Below are 24,719 nucleotides of genomic sequence, written 5' to 3'. Positions count from 1 at the left end.
CCATCCTTTGTAACCTTGAGGACATTTCCTGCAAACACAAAATAATCCGCTATATTGTCTCCGGATGTCTCAACCGATTTGACAACATCAAACCCGTCATACGTCTTTACAGCACTATACCTCATATACGATATGCTCAGTCCGACGGCAATCACCGCAACAGCCACTGCCACTATGACACGCCCTCTTTTGCCCATAGTGCGCTTTACTTCTATTACATTATCCACCGAATCATCTGCACACTCATCATAAAGAGCCTTTACTGATTCATCTTTTTCTTCGTGTTTATAATTCTCTTTTTTTCTGTTCTTATTAAATAAACTCATTACACTCATCCTCTGAAATTATAATCCGTTAGTAAAATCTCTCACCAATAAAAATTCTCCCATTACGCTCAGATTTCCTCTCAGCATAATGAGTATTCTTCATAAAAAACACGCTAATTATAGCATTTTTACTCTATATATGGAATAACTATTTTCTGCCCCTCGTATATGGGGGTGTCTATATCCAGTTCATTCACAGTGGCTATATAATCGGCCTTAGTCTGATCACCATACATCTTTATCGCAATACTTACCAGGGTATCCCCGGCCTCCACGATATATATATTCTGACCAGAGTCCGCTGCTATAACATCGGCTGTATTTTCTGTGATATTTTCTGTGATATTTTCTGTGATATTTTCTGTGATACTTCCTGAGTCAGGCTGCGCTCTATCCTGGGATGTCTGGTCTGCTGACTGAGTTTGCTCTGTCTGTGCATCTCCCTCCTGTGAATCTATCTGCTGCATATTCACATTTCGCTTGGAGCTTCCCTTATTTATAACACCTGACGGTTCGTCTGCACTTCTGACGTCAGCATTGTTCATGAACACCTGAACTTCCCCTCCATTTTTTCGCATCACCACATCCCCCAGCCTATCAAATGTGGACGGTGACACACACCATAGAGCCCCCAGAGACACAGCACACACGACTCCGATGCCCGCAGCAGTACGTACAAATCCGCCTCTTCCCTTCCGGTGGTCCTTCGTTCTACTGCGCTCCTTCTCACGGAATGTCTCCACCACGGTCTTATCCTTTATAGCGACTGCATCCCTCTTCGACTCCGTCGCATCATTTTTTCTGCTTATTATATAGTTCTGCATTTTCTCATTTCGAACATAGTATATGTAATATCCCTTTTCTCTCACAAGACTGCCATTTTCATAATAATAAAACGCCTCATCGCACTCGAGGGAATCCATGAGAAACAATATCTTATCATCCCCTGGGAAATTATCCCTGTGCAGCTTTTTCATCTGCTCATTTATATTTGTCGAAAATCCCATTCTGGATAAAAACCAGCCGACTATAACCAGATCATCAAAATATTTGTTTATCTCTGAATACAAGCTGCTCCACACGCTGTCATCAAAGCTTATCATCGAGATATCAAATTCGAGATTCTGCGCATCCACCGCACCACTTATAAACATAACTTTTTCGCCATCTTGACGGTATATCCTTCCAAGCAGTATCGCCCCTCTGCACATCATATTTCCCGGGGCAGCAAGTTTTCTCAGATACGTCATCACATAATCTTCTATATATATCTTGTAATTTCCTGGAGCATTTCCCACCTGTCTGATATTCTTTGGGAGTTCATATTTCTTTCTCCCTGTGTCACTGTTTTTTTCTCTCTCCTCATCATATACTATCTCTATCATACATAACTTACCTCCCGAATTTTATTTTAGTAGTCTGTATGATAGCATCCATCCTATCTTTTTTTTAGGAAATTCTGTCACCGGAGGCTTTTATTTTATTGACTTTTTCTTTTTTATATGACTTTTATCATCACATCAATTTCTCAGTTATTAAGCCAAAGATGTGTAAACTTTACATTGTTTGGAAATAATCTAATATTATAGAATCAAGGCAGGTCTACCATATGAATATAACCGATCGCAGAAGAATGCTCAGGCGAACTGAATATTACAATCCCACAATCACTTCATCCGCGGACGATATGTCCGCCAGAATGTGCAAAATATTAAAGTCCCTGCGCAGTGGAGATAGGAGCACAGTTGTTCTATGCATAGGAACAGACCGGGCAACAGGCGATGCTCTTGGCCCGCTCGTAGGCAGCTTGCTTTCCAATTCCCAGTGTGCCTACAGAGTATATGGCACATTGCAGCACCCAGTCCACGCTCTCAACCTAAACGATACGATAAAGAAGATATATACAGAGCACCAATACCCGGTTGTGATCGCCGTGGACGCGTCGCTCGGGCACAGAACAGATGTGGGGATGGTAACTCTCACCAAAGCTCCGCTTCTTCCCGGTATAGGTGTAAATAAAAAACTCCCGGCAATAGGCGACTTGTCTATTACCGGGATCGTTAATCTGTCTGGAAAACCAGGACTCAGTCTTCTGCAGAGTACAAGATTGTATACTGTAAACAACATGGCGCATTACATCGCCGACGTCATCATGCGGACCGAAGCTTCCACATAGGATCTGATAAACCATAAACTTAAATTATATACGGTTGTATCAATCCTCTCCCTTGTATACTTCTATAGCCCCCGACACCGTACTTGCTGTACCTTCTTCCATAATGGATATAAGATCTGTAAGTTTTTCTTCTGTACAAAGATCTTTTCCAAGAAATGTGACATAGCTATCAGTGAGATGACTCCGCATATCAGCCAGCTTGCTCTCCATTGCATTGATCTTCTCCTCAAGAGACTTCAATTCCTCCTTTAGGGAGTCTATCTTTGGCTGTCTGCGGCTTGTTATCTCTGCCACAATCACCTGCTTCGTTTCATTCTCAAACACCTTTATGGCTTCTATCTTGCGGTTGCTGATATCTTCTCTCTCTTCTTCAAGTTCCTTGAGTCTATCATCATACTTTTCGAGATTGTAAACACTCTCATCCTTGTCTCTTGTTATAGAGTTTCTTATGGCTCTGATCTGTCTGTCATTTGCTCTCACCTTATTTCGTATCTGTCGTCCCTCGCGTACAACATCCAAGTTTCTCACCTTCGCCATATTGAACACAATGAAATAGACAATGAATTCAAATATTATAATAGAAAGTCCTATAACCACATATACAAGCTTATCCACTCCATCCGCAAACACTGTATACGAAAGTGTCACAGAAACCAACGCCGGGATACCAAGACAAAACAGTATTATAAGCAAAATAAGCCGTATGATCTCCCCTGCGCCGCTCGGTGCAAACATGCAGTAAAAGAATCCACTATTACAGAACGCTGATACATGATTCTGTTTGAACAATTCCTTTGCCTCAAGTCGCAACTGCCTGTTGTCCTCATTGAGCGCGGCTGTCTCGCTCTCTATCCTGTTTCCCATGCGTTCAGTCTTCTTTTTGTCTTTCTTGGATTGAAGCTTTCTTATATTTGCACCGTTCTCCGCAAGTCTTGCATCATATCCATCTTCTATCTCTATTTTTCTATTTTTGAGTGTTGAACCAACCTCGTCCGCCAGACCTTTCTCTTCCTGGGATAAACTCCTGGAAGTACGCTTCTGAAGCGCCTTTGCCTGGTCAAGTTCATCCTCCATATCATCTATAGCTGTCACCAGCTCTCTTGCCTTTATAAGATATTCCTGATTTTCCTGGAAAACATTTTCTGTTCCCATACAAACCTCCTTATATCGCTTCCAAATTGTATATACATTTTAATAATATCAAATAGCTAGACATTTAACAACAGCTTTTTGCAAATTCAGACATATTACAATGTTGTATCTGTGTATTCTGAAAACAACATATTTTCCATTTGTCGAACGTAAAATGCCCTTTTTTCATGCAATGCCTCTTTTTCACACTTTATTCAATTGAACTTCAACGGATTATCGCCTATAATTAAATGTAGTCAGTTTGTTACTCAAGCTTATTATTTGCATCAAGGAGAATTAACATGAATATTTTATTTTTTCTGACACCCAAAAGTGAGGTTGCATATATTGAGGATAGTTTTTCCCTCAGACAGATACTTGAAAAAATGGAGATACACCGCTACTCTGCCATCCCTATATTGTCAAACAATGGCGAGTACGTTGGAACTATAACAGAGGGCGATATTCTCTGGTATTGCAAAAAGAATTCAATGAGTGCACTCAAGACCGCCGAGACGATCTTTCTGAGTGACATCCCAAAGAAATTCGAGTACGCCTCCGTATCGATCAACTCAAACATGGAAGATCTGATAGCCCGCGCAATGGCTCAGAACTTTGTCCCGGTCGTAGACGATCAGAATAAATTTATTGGCATCGTGACACGTAAGGATATCATAGGCTACTGTTATAAAAAACTGAAAACCATGCAGTCAGATTGATCATTTTTGATCACAGATCTAGACACAGCTCACGAAATAGCCGTTATACAACAGCAAAACCGGAAGCCTTTACATACAAGGTCTTCCGGTTTTATTATTATATTATCGCATATACGATCTGGTTTTATAATTTACCTGTTCTATTCACTGCGCTTACAAGTGCATGTACAGAGGCATCGATGATATCATCCTTTATTCCTGCCCCCCATACAACACTGCCGTTTTCAATCTCAATTCCGACATAAGCCACAGCCTGTGAGTTGGATCCAGTCTGAAGAGAATGCTCCTCATAGCATACGACCTTAAACTGTATATCAAAATGCTTTTTAATGGCGTTGCTGACTGCATCAAGACGTCCATTTCCCTTGCCATGATACACCTTCTTTTCACCATTCTTGAGAATAGTGATCTCCGTTGATATTCCATCTCCCTGAACAAAATGGTTCTCAAGCATCTTTATAGGTCCATCAACATTTACATATGTATTCTGGAATATATCAAGAACTTCCTTAGGGCTGAGCTCCTTGTGTTCCTTATCTGATACATCCTTAACAGTATATCCAAGGTCCTCCCTGAACTTGGCAGGCAGGTCAAATCCATACTTTGTCTGAAGTATAAATCCGATTCCACCCTTTCCAGACTGGCTGTTTATTCTTATAACATCTCCATCATATTTTCTTCCGATATCCTCTGGATTAAGCGGCAGATATGGACAGGTCCACATTCCATTGCCCTGCTCTTTTCTGAACTTCATACCCTTTGCTATGGCATCCTGATGTGAGCCTGAGAATGCAGCGAATACAAGCTTTCCTGTGTATGGGGAACGGTCATATACCTTCATTCCTGTAACTCTCTCATAGAGTTCTGTAAGCTTTGGAATATCGCTAAAGTCAAGTTCAGGATCAACTCCGTGAGTGAACATGTTCATACACAGTGTGATTATATCTACATTTCCCGTTCTCTCACCATTGCCAAACAGTGTTCCTTCTATTCTATCTGCTCCGGCAAGTATACCAAGCTCTGCGTCGGCAACTCCGCAGCCTCTGTCATTGTGAGGATGAAGTGATAATACCACATTCTCTCTGTCGTGGAGGTTCTTGCTCATGTACTCTATCTGGCTTGCATAGACATGCGGCAGTGACATCTCTACGGTCGCAGGAAGATTGATTATAACCTTTCTGTCAGCAGTAGGCTTCCACACATCTATAACTGCATTGCACACCTCAAGCGCATAATCCATCTCTGTTCCTGTAAAGCTCTCCGGTGAATACTCGAACTGATATGGCACGCCATATTCTTCTGCCATCTTGTTGAGAAGCTCTGCACCATCAACAGCGATCTTCAGTATCTCTTCCTTTGACTTTCTGAACACCTGCTGTCTCTGTGCAAATGATGTTGAGTTGTAAAGATGTACGATAACATTACTGCATCCCTCTATAGCCTTAAATGTCTTCTCGATAATATGAGGTCTTGCCTGTGTAAGTACCTGAATAGTAACATCATCAGGTATGAGATTTTTTTCTATAAGTGTTCTGCAGAATTCATACTCTGTCTCTGATGCTGCCGGAAAACCGATCTCAATCTCCTTGAAACCTATTCTCACAAGCTCCTGGAAAAACTCAAGCTTTTCGTCAAGACTCATTGGAACTATAAGCGCCTGATTGCCATCTCTGAGATCAACGCTGCACCATGCAGGAGCTTTGTCTATATACTCTTTCTTTACCCAGTCTGTGCACTCCACCGGCGGCATAAAATATCCGCGCTTGTAATTTTGATAATTCTTCATTGATAAATCCTCCTAATTCTAAAATGTTGAAATAAATATTTTTAGGATTCTGTAACGCTATCTGATATCGACAGTCAACTTAAACCATAAAAAAAACTCACATCTCCCATACTATAGAGACGTAAGTTACGCGGTACCACTCTATTTCATACTTCATAATAATTACAAAATATGCTCTCGTTACAGATACAGACATGCAGATCTTATACAACTCAAATACATATCTTTTACATATCTTATATCCTTCTGCTATAACGGCCAGCCTCCGTCCCATCCTACTCGATACGCTCAACGCTACTGTGTAACGTCGTATCTTTTAGCGGGCTGCTCCAAGGCGAGTTCAAATCCTCTCAATCACTGTCTCACACCAACCGGCAGTTCTCTGAACATCTCCAGGATTCTACTACTCCTCTTCATTGCATTTTCTAGGTTGACTCTAACACATCACAAAGTCAGATGTCAACCTTTTTCTATGTTTTAATGGTTTTAATGCATTTGTTTTAATGCGTTATAACACATTTCTGAAGTACACTTTACGGTGTACATCTCATATTATATTTTTAACTTATATTTCAGCCTTACCAAACTATAAATCTCTTGTTCTTGAGAGATCTTCCACCTGCTGTAAGCATAAGTATGCCAACCACAAGACCTGTAACTATAGTTATAACTCCAAGTGCAATATTGAGTGCTCCTACATGTTTCATAGTATTATATGCTTTCTCCATACATATATGCTCCTTTCAACTTAACTGATATTTATCGGATACCACAACACTATATAATTATAACATGTCAGCTTTTTTCTTACAACTCAAAACCTCAAAAGTCCACCGATTGTTTTACATTATTTCCGCGCTGTGATAAAATATTTCAAGTACAGATATACAAATGAATTTGATTCAAAAAGGAGATAATATATATGCCCGCTATAACAAATGACTGGGCCGAATACTTAAAGCCCGAATACAGCAAAGAATACTACAGAGACCTTTTTAATTTTGTCGGTCAGGCGTACGCAACGCAGACCGTATATCCACCCGCTGATGATATTTTCAACGCATTCCACAACACACCATTGTCAAAGGTCAAGTGCGTTATCATAGGCCAGGATCCATATCATGAACCAGGGCAGGCACACGGACTCAGTTTCAGCGTGAAACCAGGAGTTGCAATCCCACCTTCACTTGTTAACATATACCAGGAGCTCCACGATGACCTCGGCTGTAAAATACCCAACAACGGATATCTTGAGAAATGGGCAGATCAAGGAGTCCTCATGCTCAATGCCGTGCTGACTGTTCAGGCACACAGAGCCGGCTCCCATCAAGGAAGAGGCTGGGAGAAATTCACAGATGCCGCAATCCGTATACTCAACAAGCAGGACAAACCTATCGTATTTATTCTATGGGGGGCTTATGCACAGAAAAAAGCAGCATTTTTGAATAATCCACATCATCTGATACTGAAGTCAGCCCACCCAAGTCCACTCTCTGTATACAGAGGATTCTGGGGCAGTCGTCCATTCAGCAAGACAAACGATTTTCTCACCGCACACGGCGTTGAACCTATAGACTGGCAGATTGAAGACATTTAAGCATTTTATACCAAACATAATAACGGAGATTACAAAATGGAAATATATATAGTACGACACGGTGAAACCATATGGAATGAGAAGAAACTACTTCAGGGAAGAACCGATATTGAACTAAACGAAAACGGACGAAAACTGGCAATAATAACCGGAAAGAATCTCAGGAACACTCATTTTGACATAGTGTTCTCAAGCCCTCTGAAGAGAGCACACGAAACAGCCTGCCTTATAGTTGGAGACAGAAACATACCTATAGTAACCAACGACCTCATCAAGGAAATGTGTTTCGGTGACTGGGAGGGACAGAACATGTCTGAACTATTAAAGGATCCAAGTCAGGATTTTCAGTATTTTTTCAAACATCCTGAACTCTACCATCCTATAGGATGTGGTGAGTCATTCCAGGAGCTGTGTGACAGAGCCTCCAAATTCATGACTGAATATATCGAGCCTCTTGCCAAAACTGACACGAGAGTCATGATAGTAGCCCACGGTGCCATCAACAAAGCTATGATGATGCACGTCAAAAAACACGATCTCAAGGATTTTTGGTCCGGTGGACTCCAACAAAACTGCAACGTCATAATAATGGATTACTCCGATGGCATATACAGGATAATCGATGAGACCAAAATATTTTATTAATTTCTATATTGATACTATACCTGAGCTGCGTTCTTTATTGCTATTACACATATTTTTTAACAAAAGAAAAAATCCTGCCGCTATGTGTTTCAAACCGCCGATCAACGATACCGACTATATAGCTGCAGGATCTTTTATATTTTATCTTATCTCTTATATTTTCAACTTTAATTTTCTCTGTACCGTAAGTATCTGATCTTCTATCATATCAGCAAGTTTGTTGATCTTGTCATTGTATGGTCCGTCAATCCCCTTCATGGTCTCATGCAAAGGATTCAGTATATCTGTGTAAGACTGCTTTACCTTCTTCTGTATCCACTGTATATCAGGCATATATGATATGGTTCTGAGGTTGTGCAGTCTGTCCGCCAGTTTTACAAGTATAGTCTTGTCTGTGCCATTTGCAAACAGGCGTCTGGCATAAACAGAAAACGGTTCTCCATCTATTCTGGTGAGAAGCCTTACCTGTTCTTTTATCTCCGGTCCAAAGGCTCTCTCTATATCTTCAAGCGTGCAGGACGTGTCCTCCACCGTGTCATGGAGAAGTGCCGTCACAAGCACCTCCTCGTCATCTATCTGACACTCATCTTTCAATATATTATATACACCAAGAATATGCTCATCATAATAAGGAACAAAGCCGGCGCTTCCCCGGCGTGTCTGTCCTTCATGGTAGCTCTTTGCCATATCCTTGGCTTTCTGAATTAAGTCTGGTTTTGTATCCATCTTATCTGTCATATCCAGCTTTCCCAACCTTATCTTATCCCTTTTACGTGGTTCTCAACTAAGCAGAGTATAACATAGCGGTCTTGAATAATCCACGTATTTTTTATATACTTTACAGATGTGCCGCTATCATATTTTACTTTATGATGATATATTTATAATTTGGCACTAGACATTTGTACAAAGGAGTTTATACATGGATATAATCAAAAAAATCTCCGAGGAGATCGGATGCCGCACCTCACAGACTGAGGCGGCTGTAAAACTCATAGACGAAGGCAACACCATTCCTTTCATCGCCCGATACAGAAAAGAGGCAACTGGCGCGCTCAATGACGAACAGCTCAGGACACTTCACGAGCGCCTTACATACCTGAGAAATCTCGAGGATAAAAAAGCCCAGGTTATCGCAAGCATTGAGGAGCAGGGAAAACTTACTCCAGAGCTGCGCGCTGAGATAGAAGCAGCCGAAACCATGGTGTTGGTGGACGACCTGTACAGACCTTACAGACCTAAGAGAAAGACCAGAGCCACAGTAGCAAAGGACAAGGGACTTGAGGGACTTGCAAATATAATATCACTTCAGATGACTTCCACCCCGATAAGGACAGAGGCTGAAAAATATGTGTCAACTGAAAAGGGCGTGGAGACTGTGGACGACGCCATCTCCGGAGCCATGGACATCATCGCCGAAAACATATCTGATACAGCAGATTACAGAACGAAGATCCGTGACCTCACGACTAAAAAAGGGTTTATCAACACGACCGCCAAGGATCCTGATGCTGAATCTGTATATGAAATGTATTACAATTTCTCTGCCCCGATATCCAAGATGACCGGATATCGCACACTTGCAATAAACAGAGGCGAGAAAGAAAAATTCATAACCGTGAAGATTGAGGCTCCTGTGGACGAGATAATCTCTTACCTTAGAAAGAAGATCATCGCGAGGGATAACTCTGACACATCAGAGATTCTGGATAATGTCATAGACGACAGCTACTCCAGACTTATCGCACCTGCCATAGAGCGAGAGATTCGAAACTCCCTCACCGAAAGCGCCGAGGATGGTGCCATAAAGGTATTCGCATCCAATCTCCAGCAGCTGCTCATGCAGCCTCCTATCGCAGGTAAAACTGTACTTGGATGGGATCCGGCATTCAGAACCGGATGTAAGCTTGCAGTGGTGGATCCAACCGGCAAGGTTCTTGACACTGTAGTCATATTTCCTACCGCTCCGCAGAACAAGGTCGCCGAGGCAAAAAAGACTGTGAAAGCTCTCATCAAAAAGTACGGCATCTCTCTGATATCCGTTGGAAACGGAACAGCATCCAGAGAGTCTGAGATGGTGATTGCGGAGCTTATCAGCGAGCTGGACACGCCTGTCCAGTACGTGATAACCAATGAAGCAGGAGCATCGGTATACTCCGCAAGTAAGCTCGCAACCGAGGAGTTTCCTAATTTTGATGTAGGGCAGAGAAGTGCCGCCTCCATCGCCAGACGAGTTCAGGATCCTCTCGCAGAGCTTGTAAAAATAGACCCGAAGGCTATAGGCGTCGGACAGTATCAGCATGACATGAATCAGAAAAAACTTGCTGAGGCTCTTGATGCCGTTGTTGAAGATTCTGTAAACAAGGTCGGTGTCGACCTCAACACAGCTTCAGCGCCACTCATGGAACACATTTCAGGAATCAACAAGACTCTTGCAAAGAATATCGTGGATTACAGAGAAACAAATGGTCGTTTCACCACAAGAAAAGAACTTCTCAAGGTTGCGAAACTCGGTCCTAAGGCATTTGAACAGTGCGCAGGATTCATGAGAATCAGTGATGGAAAAAATCCGCTTGATGCGACATCTGTCCATCCGGAAAGCTACGATTTAGCCACCGCCCTTCTGGAACACCTCGGCTACAGCTCAGATGATATCTCGAAGGGCAACCTTAAGGAGCTTTCCAAAGCCGCAGGCAATGTCAAGAAACTTGCCGAAGAACTGGGAACAGGAATCATAACTCTCACAGACATTATCAAGGAGCTTGAGAAACCCGCCAGGGATCCACGTGATGAGATGCCTAAACCTATCTTGAGGGGCGATGTGCTGGAGATGAAAGATCTCACTGAGGGAATGATCCTCAAGGGAACCGTCAGAAACGTTATTGATTTCGGCGCATTTGTGGATATCGGAGTGCATCAGGACGGACTTGTACATATCTCTGAGATGTCCAACAAATTTATCAAGCACCCTCTCGATGTCGTGAGTGTCGGAGATATAGTTCAGGTCAAAGTCATCGGCATTGATCTGAACAAAAAGCGTATACAGTTATCTATGAAAGGAATAAATTAAGCTGTCACACCAGCTCTCCCACAGCATACTCTATACAGAGAATGTTATATCTGGAGGCTTTTGTGGAAGCAAACAGAAACTGCAGCCGTGGCAGCCAGGGACGCTGCTATTACAACAACCAGGGCACCACGGTCAAATACACCAATCAGGCTGGCGGATGCCGCCCTGCAAAAGATGAACCAAAAACATGCCCGGAGGATTCAAGAAGACGTCCTGTGGGCATGACTTATATTCCGGAACAACCATTCGAAAATCTCTATGACGCCAAGTGCGGTCTTCAGGAAGGCACCATGTTTAAGGATCTCAATCTCATATTCTGCGGCATAAGGGGGAAACAGTCATGAACAAAATGAACAAGAAACAGCTCATGCGTTTTATAACAGAAGTATCTTTTGCCATGGACGACATCGCCCTCTACCTTGATCTGCACCCATCATGCAAACACGCACTATCCAGCTATGAAAACTACCAGAGCATGAGGCAGCAGGCTGTGAAGGATTACATCAGTCTGTATGGTCCGCTCAACAAATATCAGGTAAACGATGACAATTATTTCACATGGGTTAACGACCCATGGCCATGGGAAAGGGAGGGTAACTGCTGATGTGGATTTATGAAAAAAGACTACAGTTTCCTGTTAATATAAAGGAGACAAACGCAAAACTTGCTCAGGATATAATCAGTCAGTACGGCGGTCCCGACGGCGAGTTGAGTGCATCCATGAGATATCTCTCGCAGAGATATTCAATGACTGACAACAAGGTCAAATCAGCACTCACCGACATCGGCACCGAGGAACTCGGTCACTTGGAGATGATCGGGTCCATCATACACCAGCTCACCCGAGATCTGAGCATGGAAGAGATAAAGGCATCTGGCTTCGATAAATACTATATCGATCATACTACAGGCATCTGGCCACAGGCCGCCGGAGGCATTCCATTCAACGCATGTGAATTTCAGTGCAAAGGGGATCCTATAACAGATCTCTTCGAGGATATGGCTGCGGAGCAGAAGGCGCGATCAACCTACGACAATATTCTCCGCCTTTGCAAAGATCACCCGGATGTTGCTGAACCGATAAAATTCCTTAGAGAACGTGAGATTGTTCATTTTCAGCGTTTTGGTGAGTGTCTGGAAGCCGTGAAGGATAATCTTGATTTCAAGAATTTCTATGCCTTCAATCCTTCATTTGACACTAAGGCTCCATGTCTGAAGAACAGTTGAAATAATGCCGGAGCAGTGCTAAAATAATGGCACTTTTACTAGAAGGAGTAATGCTATGACTAATACACAAACTGCTCATTCACAAAAATTCGGGATCATACTGGTGCTTTCATGCGGAATCATGTGGGGAATCAGCGGAGTTCTGGGACAATATATCTTTCAGGCATCCGATGTGAATTCAATCCAGTTATCTATCATTCGCCAGTTTATATCCGGTATAGTATTACTCTTTATCTCTGCACTAAAAAAAGATAAAAAGGCTTTGTCCATATGGTCAAAGCCTAAAAGTGTTATATCTCTGATTTTTTTCTCCCTCACCGGAGTGATGGGCGTACAATTCACCTACTTTGCCTCAATCGAGCATTCAAATGCAGCCACAGGCACAGTCATCCAGTTTACATATATCATTATGATTTTGATTTACACTGCTATATTCATGCATAAAAAACCACAAAATTACGAGACCATATCCGTAATATGCGCATTTGCCGGGATATTTCTGATTGCAACACACGGCAGACTTAATTCTCTTGCCATATCATTCCCTGCTCTTTTTTGGGGGCTTATATCAGCCGTTTGCTTTACTATATATTGTCTTTATCCGCAGAAATTATACAATTCGTATGGGCTTGTCAACGTTATAGGATGGGCTTCTCTATTCGCTTCCATCATCCTGTTACTTGTAACTAGGACATTTACCTTCCCCCATATGAACATACAGATACTCACAGCTTCCCTTGCTGTTGCTATTGTCGGCTCACTCATTCCATTTACTATATACGGCATAGGAATCAGTATACTTGGCAGTGTCAAAGCGAGTCTGTTTGTCACAGTTGAACCTGTTACGAGCGCTCTTCTGACATGGCTGGTTCTCGGTACAAAATTTTCCGGAATGGATCTGGCTGGCTTTCTGCTCATACTCGGCTCTATTCAAATGGTCGCTATTCAGACATTCAGAAACGAAAAAGCCATAATACAGGCGGAGCAGACAAGACTGCCTTAACCCCCAATGATCATTTTTATTCACGTAGCATGTCCAACGCAGACCTTACGAGACGGAGCTTCTGTAGTTTCACATCCAGTTTTTTCTCCCTGTCATTCATGCTTTCATACATATCCCTTCTGCGTCCATCAAGCATCTGCAGCTCTGTCCTTTTTTTGTGAATTGCATCACGGTCTGCACACAGGGCATTTAAGCATATCTGATTATGTTCAAGTTCTTCATGCAGTCTGGTTTTGCCGCCTTTTTTTATAATTCCCCTGTATTTAGCAAATACATATCCCGCACAATAAAACCCCCAAATGACTAGCATCATAAATATTAGGATATACACCAATCTATCATCAGGAAACGAACCTCCTGTTCTTTTCAATGTGGCAGACAACAATATTATTGACAAAATTCCCATCGTCATCATTGGTATGACTGTCGCTCTGATTCCCATAAGGATCCATTCTCTTCTGTATTTTCGGGGCAACTCTTCTGCTCGTTTTCTAAGTGTTGTAATCTCCAGCTCCATCGCCCTTTCTTTTGCCCATACTAGGTTGAGTTGTTCTAAAACATCAGGACTGATGATATAATCATTTCTAATTTCAAGATATTCCTTAATATCTCTTTGATTTTCATAGGCATGACATTCTATTTCCAACAAGCTCATTACCTGCCTTTTCATTTCACGAAATACATCATTTCCCATTTTCTTATTATTTTTACAATAGAGCATAGACATATCTATCATCCTATCCACAGCCATTTTTGCTCCACTGCTGCTATCAATATCTGAATCGTCCAGTTTCTCTAGCAGTTTCCCAAATTCCGTGTTTTTGTTGGCTTTTACATATTCGCTGTAATCCGTCCGCTCAAATTCCTCTCCATTCACCGCCAGGATTCTGTATTCCGACAACATTTCTGAAATATCAAAGCTTTTCTCACAGCCACCTTCCCTCACTATATTGATAGTGTATATATTTTCGACTCCTTCAATATTAAGAAGTCTCTCTATCGCTTCGCCGAGCTCGCCGTCCCTTGTATAATTATCTACATGATAATCGATCCGCTTGTATTCCCTTGCCGCCACAGGCACAAACTCTGCCTTTGTCCCATCGGATCCTATCTCTACATATATATACCCATGTGGACCGGTGGATTCCATAGACACCGCCTCTGGACTTCCCGGATAATAGACCTTGCCCGGTATCTCTACCGAATATTTCTGGCGGCCTCCCATAGCTATATAATCAAAACCCCTGTCATGCAGACTGTGCCAATTAACGGGCATCCTGTGTCTGTCACCGCCACAGGCCACAAGCACATTGTGCACAGCTCTGTCATCCGGCTCTGCTTCATCTATGGCATGCGCATCCATCCTGCCATCAAAATAGCTCACGCCATACACATCTAGGTCTTTCTCAGGAAAATGCAGGTGATCCATCGCCATCGTGGCCTGTGCATCCCTGTACCCTCCGCCCAGTGACAAATAGCTGCCCATCGCCGGACTGCCAATGACACACACGGAGGATCTGAACCTGTAGGACATGATCGCCGCCCCGCCACCAAGATTGTCGTTAAATCCTGCGGCATATATAACCACTGTGTCTTTAAGGCTCCCAAGCACACCGTCAAGCCACTCAAGTTCCCCGTCATCAGGCTTATGATCAAACAGATTGCCGGATATAAACAGAAAATCCACTCCGATATCTGTTGCGCGCTCTATTATCTTTTCAAATGTTTCATATATCTCCTTTTTCCTGTCGTCCCCCCAGGATGTTTCCTTATCCACATCTATTCCCAGGAGTACATCTGATATATGTATGAATTTTACAGTTCTCATAGATCTCCACCTTCAGCACAGGCTATTCAGTCACAACACCTCAGTTTTTTTCATGATAACATACTTACCTTAGATTATCACGTATTTAAGTTCAAAAACATTTGTTTTATTTGCTCCAGCATTATTTTATCAAGTTCTCTTTTGTTTTAACTTGTTTTTCTAAATTGACTTTTGAATATGGCTTGCATATAATATGTTAATGTAGTTTTTTAAGTTTTTATGGAGGATAAAATTATGGCAGTCAAGTATGTGTTTGTTACTGGTGGTGTTGTATCAGGACTCGGTAAGGGTATTACTGCTGCTTCCCTTGGTCGTCTTCTCAAAATGAGAGGCTACAAGGTGACCAGTCAGAAATTCGACCCATATATCAACATTGATCCCGGCACAATGAATCCCATTCAGCACGGCGAGGTGTTTGTAACGGATGATGGTGCTGAGACCGATCTAGATCTCGGACACTATGAGCGTTTTATTGATGAAAGTCTCAACAAGAATTCAAATGTAACAACCGGTAAGGTTTACTGGAGCATTCTTCAGAAAGAAAGACACGGTGATTTTGGCGGACACACCGTCCAGGTTGTTCCCCACATCACCAATGAGATAAAGGACAGATTTTACAGGAATCCCGATGCCAAGGGCACCGAGGTTGCCATCATCGAAATAGGTGGTACTGTCGGTGACATAGAGAGCCAGCCATTTCTTGAGGCTATCAGACAGTTCCAGCACGAGGTAGGTCCTAACAACTGCATCATGATACATGTTACCCTCATTCCTTATCTCAAGGCTTCTGGAGAGATCAAGACAAAGCCTACGCAGGCCAGCGTCAAAAATCTTCAGGGAATGGGAATCCAGCCGGATATACTTGTATGCCGTTCTGACCTTCCTCTGGATCAAGGAATAAAAGACAAGATTGCTCTGTTCTGTAACGTTCCAAGCAGAAATGTCATTCAGAACCTTGATGTAGACGTATTATATGAGGTCCCTCTTGCAATGGAGAAAGAGCATCTCGCCGACGTTGTCTGCGAATGTCTTGACATGGAATGTCCCCCACCAGATGATCATGCATGGAAAGAATGGACAGATATGATAGATGCATGGAAACATCCAACCACCTCTGTGAAGGTTGCCCTTGTTGGCAAATACGTTTCACTGCATGACGCATACATATCAGTTGTGGAATCCCTGAAGCATGCTGGAGTCGCTAACAAAGCTGAGGTTGAGATCAAATGGATCGATTCCGAACTCGTAACCCCGGACAATGTTTCCGAGATGCTCGGCGATGTGGATGGAATCATCGTTCCTGGTGGATTCGGCGACAGAGGTATCGAGGGCATGATCACTTCCATTAATTACGCTCGTACACAAAATGTTCCTTACCTTGGCCTCTGCCTCGGAATGCAGCTTACCATAGTTGAATTTGCAAGAAATGTACTTGGCTATTCAGATGCACACAGCTCAGAATTCAACCCAAACTCATTCCATCAGGTCATACATATCATGCCAAACCAGCACGATGTAACAGACCTCGGCGGAACTCTCAGACTGGGTTCTTACCCTTGTGTACTTGCAAAGGATTCCAAGTCGTACAAGCTGTACGGAACAGAATACATCCACGAACGCCACAGGCACAGATATGAGGTCAACAACGATTATAGACAGGCTCTCTCAGACAATGGAATGGAGCTGGTCGGTCTCTCACCTGACGGACACATCGTTGAGATGATCGAGATTCCAGATCATCCATGGTTCATCGGAACCCAGGCTCATCCTGAATTCAAGTCAAGACCAAACAAGCCACATCCTCTTTTCAAAGGATTTGTAGCTGCCTCTCTTGAGCACATGAACAAATAATTTTATCCATTTCATATATATGCAAAAAAAGAACAGGTAGTACCATTGGTTAATAATACTGTCTGTTCTTTTTTAGTATTAAACTATATAGCTGCTGCCACAATATCACCTAGGTCTGTGATATCCCCAGGTTCATTAAATCTTACTCTACAATATCCAAAAGACCCTCAAACCGCTGTATAGATGCATCCTTATCCTCGACCTTACCAAATCCATATGCGGCATGAATAAACTTTATGCCTGCATATCTTGCACTGTCACAATCGCCCTGTATATCTCCCACATACGCAGCATCAGTTATGCCGTTCTTATCCATAAGTATCTTTATGCTCTCGCCCTTTGATACCTTTGTATCACCCCAGCACAGAATATCCTTAAAATATCTGCCAAATCCATAATACTCAAGGAATGCTTCTATATACCCACTCTGACAGTTGCTCACTATATAAAGCCTGTGCGCTTCTGATAACTTTGCCAATGTATCCTCAACGCCATCATAGAGTTTTCCTCCATGCTGCCTAAGATAGTCATTCTCATAATCGCCACAGGCATCCACAAGTTCCATCTGCCTCTCCTCTGGAAATTCACCGAACATCTTTCTTGCTATGGCATCCATAGGCATGCCCATAACCGCCTTTATGTCAGACTCAGTCACCACCATGTCCACATCAGACTTCTCCTTAAGCACCTCAGTCCAGGATCTCGCCACATTCTCAGCACTGTCCCACAGTGTTCCATCCATATCAAATATAAGTGATTCTACCTTCATTCAAATACCTCATCTCTTATTCCAAAATATGATCAACGCCCTGCTTGATAATCGTAACCACATGCTCGTCTGCCAATTCGTATATGATATTCTTACCTGATCTTCTGCTTTTTATCAGCTTTGCCTGCTTAAGTACCCTGAGCTGATGCGATATCGCTGATGCATTCATTTCTAGCCTGTCCGCTATCTCACCGACACTCAGCTCCTGCTTGAGCAATGCGAACATGATCGATATCCTTGTCGAATCTCCAAATACCTTGAACAACTCTGCAAGATCCGAGAGATCTGAGCTTTCAAGTTCATACTCGCCAAAATCTATCATATTTCCACCTTGTCCTTTCCGTATATGAACATAAACGCTTCTTCTGAATAAAACAGACGAAGCGTTATATCTGTGCCAATTGAACAATTATTCAAATGTAAATGTACTACAGTCAATCAAAAGTGTCAAGTATCTCACAGTTAATCTGATTTTTCAGAATAAAAATTCCTTTTGCAGTACACACTTACATTGTAGGAATATATAAATGCGTCTTATTATGGCGCAGATAAATTTGGGAGGTCTACAATGAAAACACTTAACTGTATATGCCTGACGCTTACAATAATCGGCGCCATTGTATGGGGCATCATAGGTCTGTTCAGCTACAACATCGTGGACGGTATATTTGGTTCCGGCACAGCATTCTCGAGGATCATATATACACTGGTGGGAGTTGCCGGATTGTACACCATATCTTTCTACTGGTTTCTCGACAGAGATCAGTAATAATACTCATCAACATACAGAAAATGCCCACAGATATATTATCTGCAGGCATTTTTTGATGTTGGATCATATGTTGTCCAAGCTTACATATTAACACTATATTTCGTAAATCTCACTATAAGATCTCACTGACTACCATAAATCCTATACACACTGCCAGTGAGAGCACAAGTGGAATCGAGATTATCCTTGGTCTCCGGATCTCTGAACCATCATCTGCAAATCTCATTTGTCTCCGGAACATTCCCAAGACTTCATCCTTCCTGCAATTGATGACCGCAAGGGCATATAGAAGGGCAAATGCTACGCATAACCCACCGACCGCAAACGGTATCATGCTGACTATAGTTATTATGAGTTGCTTTGTCGTTACGATATTTTCAGATGCAGACTCCGCAACCTTTTTTAATGAGCTGTCATGATATAGGAAATAGCCTATACAGACAGATATCTCATTAAAGCAAAAATGCGCCAACATAGTCGGCAGTATGCTTCCCGTTACCTCCGCCAGAAGTCCCAGCATAATTCCCAGAACCACAGCATATGCCATCTGGTTAAAGTTCATGTGCATTGCACCAAACAATAATCCGGATACAATAATCGCCCACAGACGGCTGCTGTACCTGTAGCTGCCCAGAATGACTCCCCTGTATGCGAGTTCCTCGACTATACACGGTGTGAGTGCCATAAGTGCCGTTGATACCCAGAATGGGTACTTAGCCACAAGGCCTTCTGTCAGCTCCGTTGTGGCACTATCCACCCACAGGAGACTTATGGAATTGATGACCGACATGGCAGGTTCAAGTGCAAGTACAAAAACCGGCACGATAAAGATCGCCGACCAGTGTGTCTTTCTTATCCTTAAGGTCTCCCTGATATCACACCTGGTTATGCTTATATATACCAGAGTTGGAATAAATATCATTCCCTGGCTGATAAGCAGGTTCTGGATCATTGATATCCTTCCCCCAAGTCCGCTCAGCATCAGCACTGCAAGGACTATCAGGTACACCCCTATGAGCGATGCGAAAAACCACGTCGCACCCTTTACTTTCTTTCTTGCTTCTCCAATCTCCATATCTTACTCTACCACTGCTATGGCTTCTATCTCGATCAGAACATCCTTTGGAAGTCTTGCTACCTCAACACATGAACGTGCCGGGAAATCACTTGTAAAGAATTCCTTGTATATATCGTTTATCTTTCCGAAATCATTCATATCCTTGATAAATACAGTTGTCTTTACTACCTTTTCCATTGATGAACCTGATGCCTCAATAAGATTCTTCAGGTTGCCGATTGCCTGTCTTGCCTGAGTCTCAACATCTCCCTGAACCAATGTATTTGTCTCCGGATCGATAGGTATAACACCTGATGTAAATAACATTCCATTCACAAGAACAGCCTGTGAATATGGGCCTATTGCTGCCGGTGCCTTTGGTGTACTTATAATTGTCTTCATGTCAACATCCTCCTGTTATTATTTTATAATTCTTTTATAATGATATATCTGAATATAATTCTAAAATATCATGTCGCCTACCGGCTCCATGTAGGCATTCGCATTATGACGGTTTGCGCAAGCGCAACAGTCGCAATGCTCATTATATCATATTCAAATATCATCCGTGCTGTCTGTCTCCTGCTCTGCCAGCATAGCATGCCAGTTGTTTCGTCTTCCACCGCTGCTGCGGGTGAATTTGACCTTTCCAGACCTATTTGGAACAGTTTTCCCTGCAAATTCTTTTCTACTGCTTCCCTCCGGCTTATTTCTGGTCTTTGATATGTCTCCTGCATACGTCTGTCCAAATGATTTCTGAGTTTTTTTCCTCTTTACAACGTCATCCTTTGTCGTTCCTTTTGCCGCAAGCTCTTTTCTCTCCTCCTCTGTAAGTAGCTCGATATTATTCTCAGTTATACGGATCAGACCGTCTCTGAGCAGCTTGCCCACCGCCATCTTGAACGATCTCTTGCTTATTCCAAATTCCTTCTCAATGACTGATGTGTCGGCTTTATCATTAAATGGCAGCACGCCGTTATAGGATTCTATTATGTTAACTATCATCTCCGCATTCTCACGAGTCTGTATCTTTGCTGGTTTCTGAAGCGTGAGATTGAGTTTACCATCTTCACGGACATCCGCAACCCTTCCCTGGATCTTATCTCCTGGATATATTGCACTGTGAATCTCCTTGCCAGGTACGAGTGCCGCATATTTGTTGTCGACTGCGACAAATGCTCCATATTCCGACTTGTACTCTATCACTATGCCTGATATCTCGTCGCCCTGCTTATATGGAGATTCGCAACTAAGATATTCATAGACCTTCATTGATACGCACAGTCTGTCTGACTTATCCGTATACATTCTCACCAGATACTCTCTGCCTTCCCTGACTGGTCCTGACTGCTCTTTAAATGGAAGAAGTATGTCCTTCTCAAGTCCCCAGTCCATGAACGCGCCTATCTTGGTTGTTCCAACGCACCTGAGCACTGCCATCTTCCCCATAGTTATATATGGAACCTTAACCGTCGCAATTATTCTGTCATCCGAGTCTCTGTACACGAACACATTTATATGTTCCCCGATCTTCGCGCCGTTTGGAACCTGTTTTCTTGGCAGGAGTACTTCCCTGTCGTCATCAGCGCTTCCGACGTACACGCCAAAATCTCTTTCTCTCTTGATAACCAGATCGTTCCATTCACCTATTCTTATCATCGTTATACCGTCCTCTTATTATAATCTGACCGTACCAGTGTTTTCTCTATGCCCTGAGTTCAAACTGGACAACACACTTTACCCGGTCCTCCTCGTCACACAAAAGTATCTGTACATACTTTCCATCACGAGCCCTCTTTACTACTATAACGTCATCCTTGACATATTGCATCTTATATTCTGCCCTGACCGCTGTAATATCTGTTATATCTTCCACATATTCCTGTGCAAGAGCTATATAAGCCTCGTTGTTCATATGATTGTTGGAATCTATCTGATACGACATGACATGCCGTGTATCCACCTTTGTATATTCATCCCAAAGTTTTATCTTTCGCGGCGCATATTCCATATCTATTGCAGGTTCCATCGGATAAGCCTCTGCAACCTCCTGGTCTATCTTGACCGGACGCATGCTCTCAGTATCAACATAACTCCATATCGATGCTGCCTTGACAATCCTGTTTCCTTCACCATCAATCACATCTATGTTTCTAAATCCGAGTGATGCCTTGAAATCATAAGCCCATGTGCGGACCTTTATCTGCTCTCCAAGCTCAGGATATCTATCCACCTCTATCTGCCATGATATCAAAAACCATGCTCTGTTATGTTCTGCAAGGTAATCAAGACCTATTCCGACCTCCTCCGATTGAAGGATAGCGCAATCCTGAAAATAGTTGGCGATGGTCGCCATGCTCGATGTCTTTCTTCCGCCTGTCTCACTGTATCTAACTATCGCGTCATATGAATACATTTATGTTCTACCCCCGATGCAATTTCTATATAATTTTATACCCTATTTTTATCTAATCGACAAGCCAAAACAGCCATTCTGAAGGCTTACAAATTTTTTTTAAATTTTTTCAAAAAAACACTTGCAATTTTTCGAACAATAATATATACTACTATTTGTTGAGGCAATGGGCTATCGCCAAATGGTAAGGCACTGGACTCTGACTCCAGCATTTTCAAGGTTCGAATCCTTGTAGCCCAGCTCTTAAAAAGACTTGAGATCATATGATTTCAAGTTTTTTTATTGTAATGACTTTATATATCTCAAAATATTATATTTTCAATTTATCTGTAACATATCAATACACTGTATGGCCCCATTTTCTGATATCCATATATACAAAAATAGAGACATGTCGGAAGGCATCGACATGTCTCTATTGTCCTCAACTAGTATATGATTCATATAGGAATCGGCTTATAGTATTTGTGGAAAATTCAATCCCGTAATAAAAATGTAACATATTTTTAAATTACTTGCAATAGTTTTTTCCAGTTTTACAAAGTATTTATATACGAAGCAGACGAGCCGCGTTTTCCCCCATTATCTTTTTTCTCACATCCTCGGGAAACTTTAATCCCTCTATATCTGAGATCGTCTCGGACTGATCTGACCATGGGCTGTCGGTTCCGAAGAGTACACGGTCAGCGCCATGCTTCTCCACTATTGCCTTGAACATATCGGAATCCATAAGTTTCCATTTGTGTACTGCTCCATCCCTGTACTGTATATGTCCATATGAAAATGCCGTATCCAGATATACATCCCTGCCACACAGCCTGTCCAAAACATCCTGCCACATCTGCCACCCACCCATATGGGCAAGAACAAGCTTGTCCGGCTGAACCTCATCCAGCACCTCCTCCGTCATTGCCGGTGTACAGTGCACCACTTCAGGAAGGCCTATATCCTGCCCTGCATGAGTGACCACGATAAGTCCTAGCTCCGTGGCATAGCTTATTATCCTCTTGTATCTTATATCGTTGAAGAACGCCCCCTGATAGTCCGGATGAAGCTTTATCCCCTTAAGTCCTTTGTCACTTATATCCCTGAGTATCTCTTTGTAGTTGTCGTTATCCGGGTGTATACCGCCAAATGACCACACATGGGTGTCCGCAAACTGTTCATTCTCCACCTGTGCTGATTCATTTATATGCTTATACTGTTTCGGCGAAGTGGCAACAGGAAGCACCACGGATATATCCACACGTCTGTGCTCCATATCACTCTCAAGACCCATGAGTGTTCCGTCTGAGTGCGGCACAGTTCCGGATCTTCCCGCAAGAAGCTCCACAGTCTTCGCCGCTATTTTATCCGGGTATGTGTGTGTGTGAAAATCGATTATCATTGTCAATCACATCCTTCGTTTATATTTTTGTTTATATTTTCTGATAATTATAACATTTCAACTAATCCGTTGTACAGGGTTGAAAAAGATCGAAAATTCGTTTATGTTTATTGATGGTATTTTTATTGGAGGAAATATGAGCAAACGAAAAAAGAAAATGACAGTAAAGCAACTACGTGCCCTTGTGGCATTTCTGGTTGTAATAAATATTATATTGCTGATTTGTGTTCTCGTGCTTGGAATATTTCTGGCAAAGGCAAACTCCGGCAAAGCCAGACAGCAGACTGTGCGCCTGAAAAAAGCAAATGATACATATACCGTATGTGTGGATGCCGGCCACGGCGGAAGCGATGTGGGAGCTGTTGGACTCGATGGAAGCTACGAAAAAGATGACAATCTCCGGCTTGCCCTGAAGGTTGCTGATGCCCTTGAAAAGAGCGGTGTCAACGTGGTTCTGACAAGATCTGATGACAGCGATACACAGCTCGCTTCAAGATCAGTCATAGCAAACAAGGCGAAAGCGGACTTATTCGTATCCCTACACCGCAATTCAACCGCAACAGCCAATACCACAAAGGGGATAGAGATATGGATACATAGTTCAGGTTCGGAACGCAGTTACGCGGCGGCAGACGACATCCTGACTAACCTTGAGGAAGTTGGCATAACCGACAACCGAGGTGTGAGGATTGGAACCCAGGGAGACAGTGACGACGATTACGCGGTGATCCGTGACACGGATATGACAAGCATGATTATAGAGATGGGATTTATGACAAGTCAGGATGATCTGGACTACTTTAACGAAAATATTGAAAACTACGCCAAGGCAATATCCAACGGGATTGTGGAATGGCTCAATGAATATGTTGAATAACTCTAACAAACATAAATATACGAAACAAATAAAACCTTGCATCACCCGTTCCGGGAAATGATGCAAGGTTTTATTTGTTCCA

The 24,719-nt window shown here is 42.5% G+C and carries 26 protein-coding genes, 1 tRNA gene and 1 other annotated feature (1 of these 28 running past the window's edge); of the genes, 13 read left to right on the top strand and 14 right to left on the bottom strand.

Going from position 1 to position 24,719, the window contains the following annotated elements:
* On the bottom strand, positions 1 to 326 hold the 5' end (the start) of the coding sequence (locus NQ536_RS03380) for a DUF5711 family protein (RefSeq protein ID WP_227909663.1). It extends 931 nt beyond the left edge of the window; only the first 326 of its 1,257 coding nucleotides appear in the window; it begins with the start codon at positions 324 to 326; its stop codon lies off the left edge, out of view.
* Positions 327 to 454: 128 nt separating this feature from the next.
* Entirely contained in the window at positions 455 to 1,711 is a 1,257-nt protein-coding gene (locus NQ536_RS03375; protein WP_004853658.1) for a LysM peptidoglycan-binding domain-containing protein, read from the bottom strand.
* 224 nt (positions 1,712 to 1,935) lie between these two features.
* Between NQ536_RS03375 and yyaC the strand changes: the two genes are divergently transcribed.
* Positions 1,936 to 2,502: a spore protease YyaC gene (gene yyaC / locus NQ536_RS03370; protein WP_022058235.1), complete on the top strand. Its 567-nt coding sequence runs from the start codon at positions 1,936 to 1,938 to the stop codon at positions 2,500 to 2,502.
* Positions 2,503 to 2,541: 39 nt separating this feature from the next.
* Here yyaC and NQ536_RS03365 read toward each other — a convergent pair whose 3' ends face one another.
* The gene (locus NQ536_RS03365) at positions 2,542 to 3,654 is read right to left on the bottom strand and encodes a hypothetical protein (protein ID WP_004853661.1); all 1,113 of its coding nucleotides are present in this window, start codon (positions 3,652 to 3,654) and stop codon (positions 2,542 to 2,544) included.
* A 281-nt stretch (positions 3,655 to 3,935) separates the two neighbouring features.
* On the opposite strand from NQ536_RS03365, the gene NQ536_RS03360 reads away from it, so the two are divergent.
* Positions 3,936 to 4,352, top strand: a complete 417-nt coding sequence (locus NQ536_RS03360; RefSeq protein WP_004853663.1) for a CBS domain-containing protein — start codon at positions 3,936 to 3,938, stop codon at positions 4,350 to 4,352.
* A 124-nt stretch (positions 4,353 to 4,476) separates the two neighbouring features.
* On the opposite strand, the gene NQ536_RS03355 is transcribed toward NQ536_RS03360, so the two are convergent.
* Together NQ536_RS03355 and NQ536_RS03350 are read right to left on the bottom strand one after the other, a co-directional pair.
* Complete coding sequence (locus NQ536_RS03355; protein ID WP_004853665.1) at positions 4,477 to 6,138, bottom strand: 2-isopropylmalate synthase; 1,662 nt, start codon at positions 6,136 to 6,138, stop codon at positions 4,477 to 4,479.
* A 112-nt stretch (positions 6,139 to 6,250) separates the two neighbouring features.
* Positions 6,251 to 6,564: a binding site (T-box leader), on the bottom strand.
* A gap of 152 nt (positions 6,565 to 6,716) precedes the next feature.
* Positions 6,717 to 6,866 carry a hypothetical protein gene (locus tag NQ536_RS03350; RefSeq protein WP_004853667.1) on the bottom strand — a complete coding sequence of 50 codons (150 nt, stop codon included), beginning with the start codon at positions 6,864 to 6,866 and terminating at the stop codon, positions 6,717 to 6,719.
* Positions 6,867 to 7,060: 194 nt separating this feature from the next.
* Here NQ536_RS03350 and NQ536_RS03345 point away from each other — a divergent pair, with 194 nt between their 5' ends.
* On the top strand, positions 7,061 to 7,735 hold the full coding sequence (locus NQ536_RS03345) for a uracil-DNA glycosylase (RefSeq protein ID WP_004853669.1): 675 nt from the start codon (positions 7,061 to 7,063) through the stop codon (positions 7,733 to 7,735).
* Between the two features lie 36 nt (positions 7,736 to 7,771).
* A complete protein-coding gene (locus NQ536_RS03340; protein ID WP_004853670.1) occupies positions 7,772 to 8,380 on the top strand; it encodes a histidine phosphatase family protein in 609 nt (202 codons plus the stop codon).
* Between the two features lie 153 nt (positions 8,381 to 8,533).
* On the opposite strand, the gene NQ536_RS03335 is transcribed toward NQ536_RS03340, so the two are convergent.
* A complete protein-coding gene (locus NQ536_RS03335; protein ID WP_259805425.1) occupies positions 8,534 to 9,106 on the bottom strand; it encodes an HD domain-containing protein in 573 nt (190 codons plus the stop codon).
* Between the two features lie 196 nt (positions 9,107 to 9,302).
* Between NQ536_RS03335 and NQ536_RS03330 the strand changes: the two genes are divergently transcribed.
* The 5 genes from NQ536_RS03330 (at position 9,303) to NQ536_RS03310 (ending at position 13,680) form a co-directional block, all read left to right on the top strand.
* On the top strand, positions 9,303 to 11,450 hold the full coding sequence (locus NQ536_RS03330) for a Tex family protein (RefSeq protein ID WP_004853674.1): 2,148 nt from the start codon (positions 9,303 to 9,305) through the stop codon (positions 11,448 to 11,450).
* Positions 11,451 to 11,512: 62 nt separating this feature from the next.
* Entirely contained in the window at positions 11,513 to 11,794 is a 282-nt protein-coding gene (locus NQ536_RS03325; protein ID WP_022058239.1) for a spore coat associated protein CotJA, read from the top strand.
* The gene (locus NQ536_RS03320; RefSeq protein ID WP_004853678.1) at positions 11,791 to 12,054 is read left to right on the top strand and encodes a spore coat protein CotJB; all 264 of its coding nucleotides are present in this window, start codon (positions 11,791 to 11,793) and stop codon (positions 12,052 to 12,054) included. The genes NQ536_RS03325 and NQ536_RS03320 overlap by 4 nt, the downstream gene beginning before the upstream one ends.
* Positions 12,054 to 12,677 (top strand): manganese catalase family protein, encoded by a 624-nt coding sequence (locus NQ536_RS03315; protein WP_004853680.1) that lies wholly within the window; start codon positions 12,054 to 12,056, stop codon positions 12,675 to 12,677. Before NQ536_RS03320 ends, NQ536_RS03315 begins: the two co-directional genes overlap by 1 nt.
* A 55-nt stretch (positions 12,678 to 12,732) precedes the next feature.
* Positions 12,733 to 13,680, top strand: a complete 948-nt coding sequence (locus NQ536_RS03310) for a DMT family transporter (RefSeq protein WP_004853681.1) — start codon at positions 12,733 to 12,735, stop codon at positions 13,678 to 13,680.
* Between the two features lie 16 nt (positions 13,681 to 13,696).
* Here NQ536_RS03310 and NQ536_RS03305 read toward each other — a convergent pair whose 3' ends face one another.
* Positions 13,697 to 15,508 (bottom strand): metallophosphoesterase family protein, encoded by a 1,812-nt coding sequence (locus NQ536_RS03305; RefSeq protein ID WP_004853683.1) that lies wholly within the window; start codon positions 15,506 to 15,508, stop codon positions 13,697 to 13,699.
* A gap of 234 nt (positions 15,509 to 15,742) precedes the next feature.
* Here NQ536_RS03305 and NQ536_RS03300 point away from each other — a divergent pair, with 234 nt between their 5' ends.
* Positions 15,743 to 17,359: a CTP synthase gene (locus NQ536_RS03300; RefSeq protein WP_044998382.1), complete on the top strand. Its 1,617-nt coding sequence runs from the start codon at positions 15,743 to 15,745 to the stop codon at positions 17,357 to 17,359.
* 142 nt (positions 17,360 to 17,501) lie between these two features.
* Here the strand turns inward: NQ536_RS03300 and NQ536_RS03295 are convergent, their stop codons facing one another.
* Entirely contained in the window at positions 17,502 to 18,128 is a 627-nt protein-coding gene (locus NQ536_RS03295) for an HAD family hydrolase (RefSeq protein WP_004853686.1), read from the bottom strand.
* Between the two features lie 16 nt (positions 18,129 to 18,144).
* Positions 18,145 to 18,450, bottom strand: coding sequence for an ArsR/SmtB family transcription factor (locus NQ536_RS03290; protein WP_004853687.1), 306 nt, complete (start codon positions 18,448 to 18,450; stop codon positions 18,145 to 18,147).
* A gap of 246 nt (positions 18,451 to 18,696) precedes the next feature.
* Between NQ536_RS03290 and NQ536_RS03285 the strand changes: the two genes are divergently transcribed.
* Positions 18,697 to 18,897 carry a DUF378 domain-containing protein gene (locus NQ536_RS03285; protein ID WP_004853689.1) on the top strand — a complete coding sequence of 67 codons (201 nt, stop codon included), beginning with the start codon at positions 18,697 to 18,699 and terminating at the stop codon, positions 18,895 to 18,897.
* A gap of 115 nt (positions 18,898 to 19,012) precedes the next feature.
* Here the strand turns inward: NQ536_RS03285 and NQ536_RS03280 are convergent, their stop codons facing one another.
* The 4 genes from NQ536_RS03280 to NQ536_RS03265 form a co-directional block, all read right to left on the bottom strand.
* Positions 19,013 to 19,975, bottom strand: a complete 963-nt coding sequence (locus tag NQ536_RS03280) for a CPBP family intramembrane glutamic endopeptidase (RefSeq protein WP_004853690.1) — start codon at positions 19,973 to 19,975, stop codon at positions 19,013 to 19,015.
* Positions 19,976 to 19,978: 3 nt separating this feature from the next.
* On the bottom strand, positions 19,979 to 20,359 hold the full coding sequence (locus NQ536_RS03275) for a RidA family protein (protein WP_004853691.1): 381 nt from the start codon (positions 20,357 to 20,359) through the stop codon (positions 19,979 to 19,981).
* A gap of 153 nt (positions 20,360 to 20,512) precedes the next feature.
* Complete coding sequence (locus tag NQ536_RS03270; protein ID WP_004853692.1) at positions 20,513 to 21,616, bottom strand: CvfB family protein; 1,104 nt, start codon at positions 21,614 to 21,616, stop codon at positions 20,513 to 20,515.
* A gap of 46 nt (positions 21,617 to 21,662) precedes the next feature.
* A complete protein-coding gene (locus NQ536_RS03265; RefSeq protein ID WP_004853695.1) occupies positions 21,663 to 22,373 on the bottom strand; it encodes an acyl-[acyl-carrier-protein] thioesterase in 711 nt (236 codons plus the stop codon).
* 167 nt (positions 22,374 to 22,540) lie between these two features.
* On the opposite strand from NQ536_RS03265, the gene NQ536_RS03260 reads away from it, so the two are divergent.
* Positions 22,541 to 22,613, top strand: a tRNA-Gln gene (locus NQ536_RS03260).
* Between the two features lie 307 nt (positions 22,614 to 22,920).
* Here the strand turns inward: NQ536_RS03260 and NQ536_RS03255 are convergent.
* Entirely contained in the window at positions 22,921 to 23,760 is an 840-nt protein-coding gene (locus tag NQ536_RS03255) for an amidohydrolase family protein (protein WP_004853696.1), read from the bottom strand.
* Positions 23,761 to 23,896: 136 nt separating this feature from the next.
* Between NQ536_RS03255 and NQ536_RS03250 the strand changes: the two genes are divergently transcribed.
* A complete protein-coding gene (locus tag NQ536_RS03250) occupies positions 23,897 to 24,637 on the top strand; it encodes an N-acetylmuramoyl-L-alanine amidase family protein (protein ID WP_022058248.1) in 741 nt (246 codons plus the stop codon).
* Positions 24,638 to 24,719 lie beyond the last annotated feature (82 nt).

It is taken from the genome of Coprococcus eutactus, assembly GCF_025149915.1.
Lineage (GTDB): Bacteria > Bacillota > Clostridia > Lachnospirales > Lachnospiraceae > Coprococcus > Coprococcus eutactus.
The sequence above is the reverse complement of the archived record's forward strand: the minus strand, read 5'-3'. Positions and strand labels throughout refer to the sequence as shown.

Bases quoted from the DNA above. Each gene is read 5' to 3' on its own strand.
- NQ536_RS03365 (WP_004853661.1), bottom strand. From the start codon at position 3,654: ATGGGAACAGAAAATGTTTTCCAGGAAAATCAGGAATATCTTATAAAG.
- NQ536_RS03340 (WP_004853670.1), top strand. From the start codon at position 7,772: ATGGAAATATATATAGTACGACACGGTGAAACCATATGGAATGAGAAG.
- NQ536_RS03255 (WP_004853696.1), bottom strand. From the start codon at position 23,760: ATGATAATCGATTTTCACACACACACATACCCGGATAAAATAGCGGCG.
- NQ536_RS03345 (WP_004853669.1), top strand. From the start codon at position 7,061: ATGCCCGCTATAACAAATGACTGGGCCGAATACTTAAAGCCCGAATAC.
- NQ536_RS03305 (WP_004853683.1), bottom strand. From the start codon at position 15,508: ATGAGAACTGTAAAATTCATACATATATCAGATGTACTCCTGGGAATA.
- NQ536_RS03315 (WP_004853680.1), top strand. From the start codon at position 12,054: ATGTGGATTTATGAAAAAAGACTACAGTTTCCTGTTAATATAAAGGAG.
- NQ536_RS03330 (WP_004853674.1), top strand. From the start codon at position 9,303: ATGGATATAATCAAAAAAATCTCCGAGGAGATCGGATGCCGCACCTCA.
- NQ536_RS03360 (WP_004853663.1), top strand. From the start codon at position 3,936: ATGAATATTTTATTTTTTCTGACACCCAAAAGTGAGGTTGCATATATT.
- yyaC (WP_022058235.1), top strand. From the start codon at position 1,936: ATGAATATAACCGATCGCAGAAGAATGCTCAGGCGAACTGAATATTAC.
- NQ536_RS03375 (WP_004853658.1), bottom strand. From the start codon at position 1,711: ATGATAGAGATAGTATATGATGAGGAGAGAGAAAAAAACAGTGACACA.
- NQ536_RS03270 (WP_004853692.1), bottom strand. From the start codon at position 21,616: ATGATAAGAATAGGTGAATGGAACGATCTGGTTATCAAGAGAGAAAGA.
- NQ536_RS03310 (WP_004853681.1), top strand. From the start codon at position 12,733: ATGACTAATACACAAACTGCTCATTCACAAAAATTCGGGATCATACTG.
- NQ536_RS03320 (WP_004853678.1), top strand. From the start codon at position 11,791: ATGAACAAAATGAACAAGAAACAGCTCATGCGTTTTATAACAGAAGTA.
- NQ536_RS03285 (WP_004853689.1), top strand. From the start codon at position 18,697: ATGAAAACACTTAACTGTATATGCCTGACGCTTACAATAATCGGCGCC.
- NQ536_RS03290 (WP_004853687.1), bottom strand. From the start codon at position 18,450: ATGATAGATTTTGGCGAGTATGAACTTGAAAGCTCAGATCTCTCGGAT.
- NQ536_RS03295 (WP_004853686.1), bottom strand. From the start codon at position 18,128: ATGAAGGTAGAATCACTTATATTTGATATGGATGGAACACTGTGGGAC.
- NQ536_RS03250 (WP_022058248.1), top strand. From the start codon at position 23,897: ATGAGCAAACGAAAAAAGAAAATGACAGTAAAGCAACTACGTGCCCTT.
- NQ536_RS03265 (WP_004853695.1), bottom strand. From the start codon at position 22,373: ATGTATTCATATGACGCGATAGTTAGATACAGTGAGACAGGCGGAAGA.
- NQ536_RS03335 (WP_259805425.1), bottom strand. From the start codon at position 9,106: ATGGATACAAAACCAGACTTAATTCAGAAAGCCAAGGATATGGCAAAG.
- NQ536_RS03280 (WP_004853690.1), bottom strand. From the start codon at position 19,975: ATGGAGATTGGAGAAGCAAGAAAGAAAGTAAAGGGTGCGACGTGGTTT.
- NQ536_RS03350 (WP_004853667.1), bottom strand. From the start codon at position 6,866: ATGGAGAAAGCATATAATACTATGAAACATGTAGGAGCACTCAATATT.
- NQ536_RS03355 (WP_004853665.1), bottom strand. From the start codon at position 6,138: ATGAAGAATTATCAAAATTACAAGCGCGGATATTTTATGCCGCCGGTG.
- NQ536_RS03300 (WP_044998382.1), top strand. From the start codon at position 15,743: ATGGCAGTCAAGTATGTGTTTGTTACTGGTGGTGTTGTATCAGGACTC.
- NQ536_RS03275 (WP_004853691.1), bottom strand. From the start codon at position 20,359: ATGAAGACAATTATAAGTACACCAAAGGCACCGGCAGCAATAGGCCCA.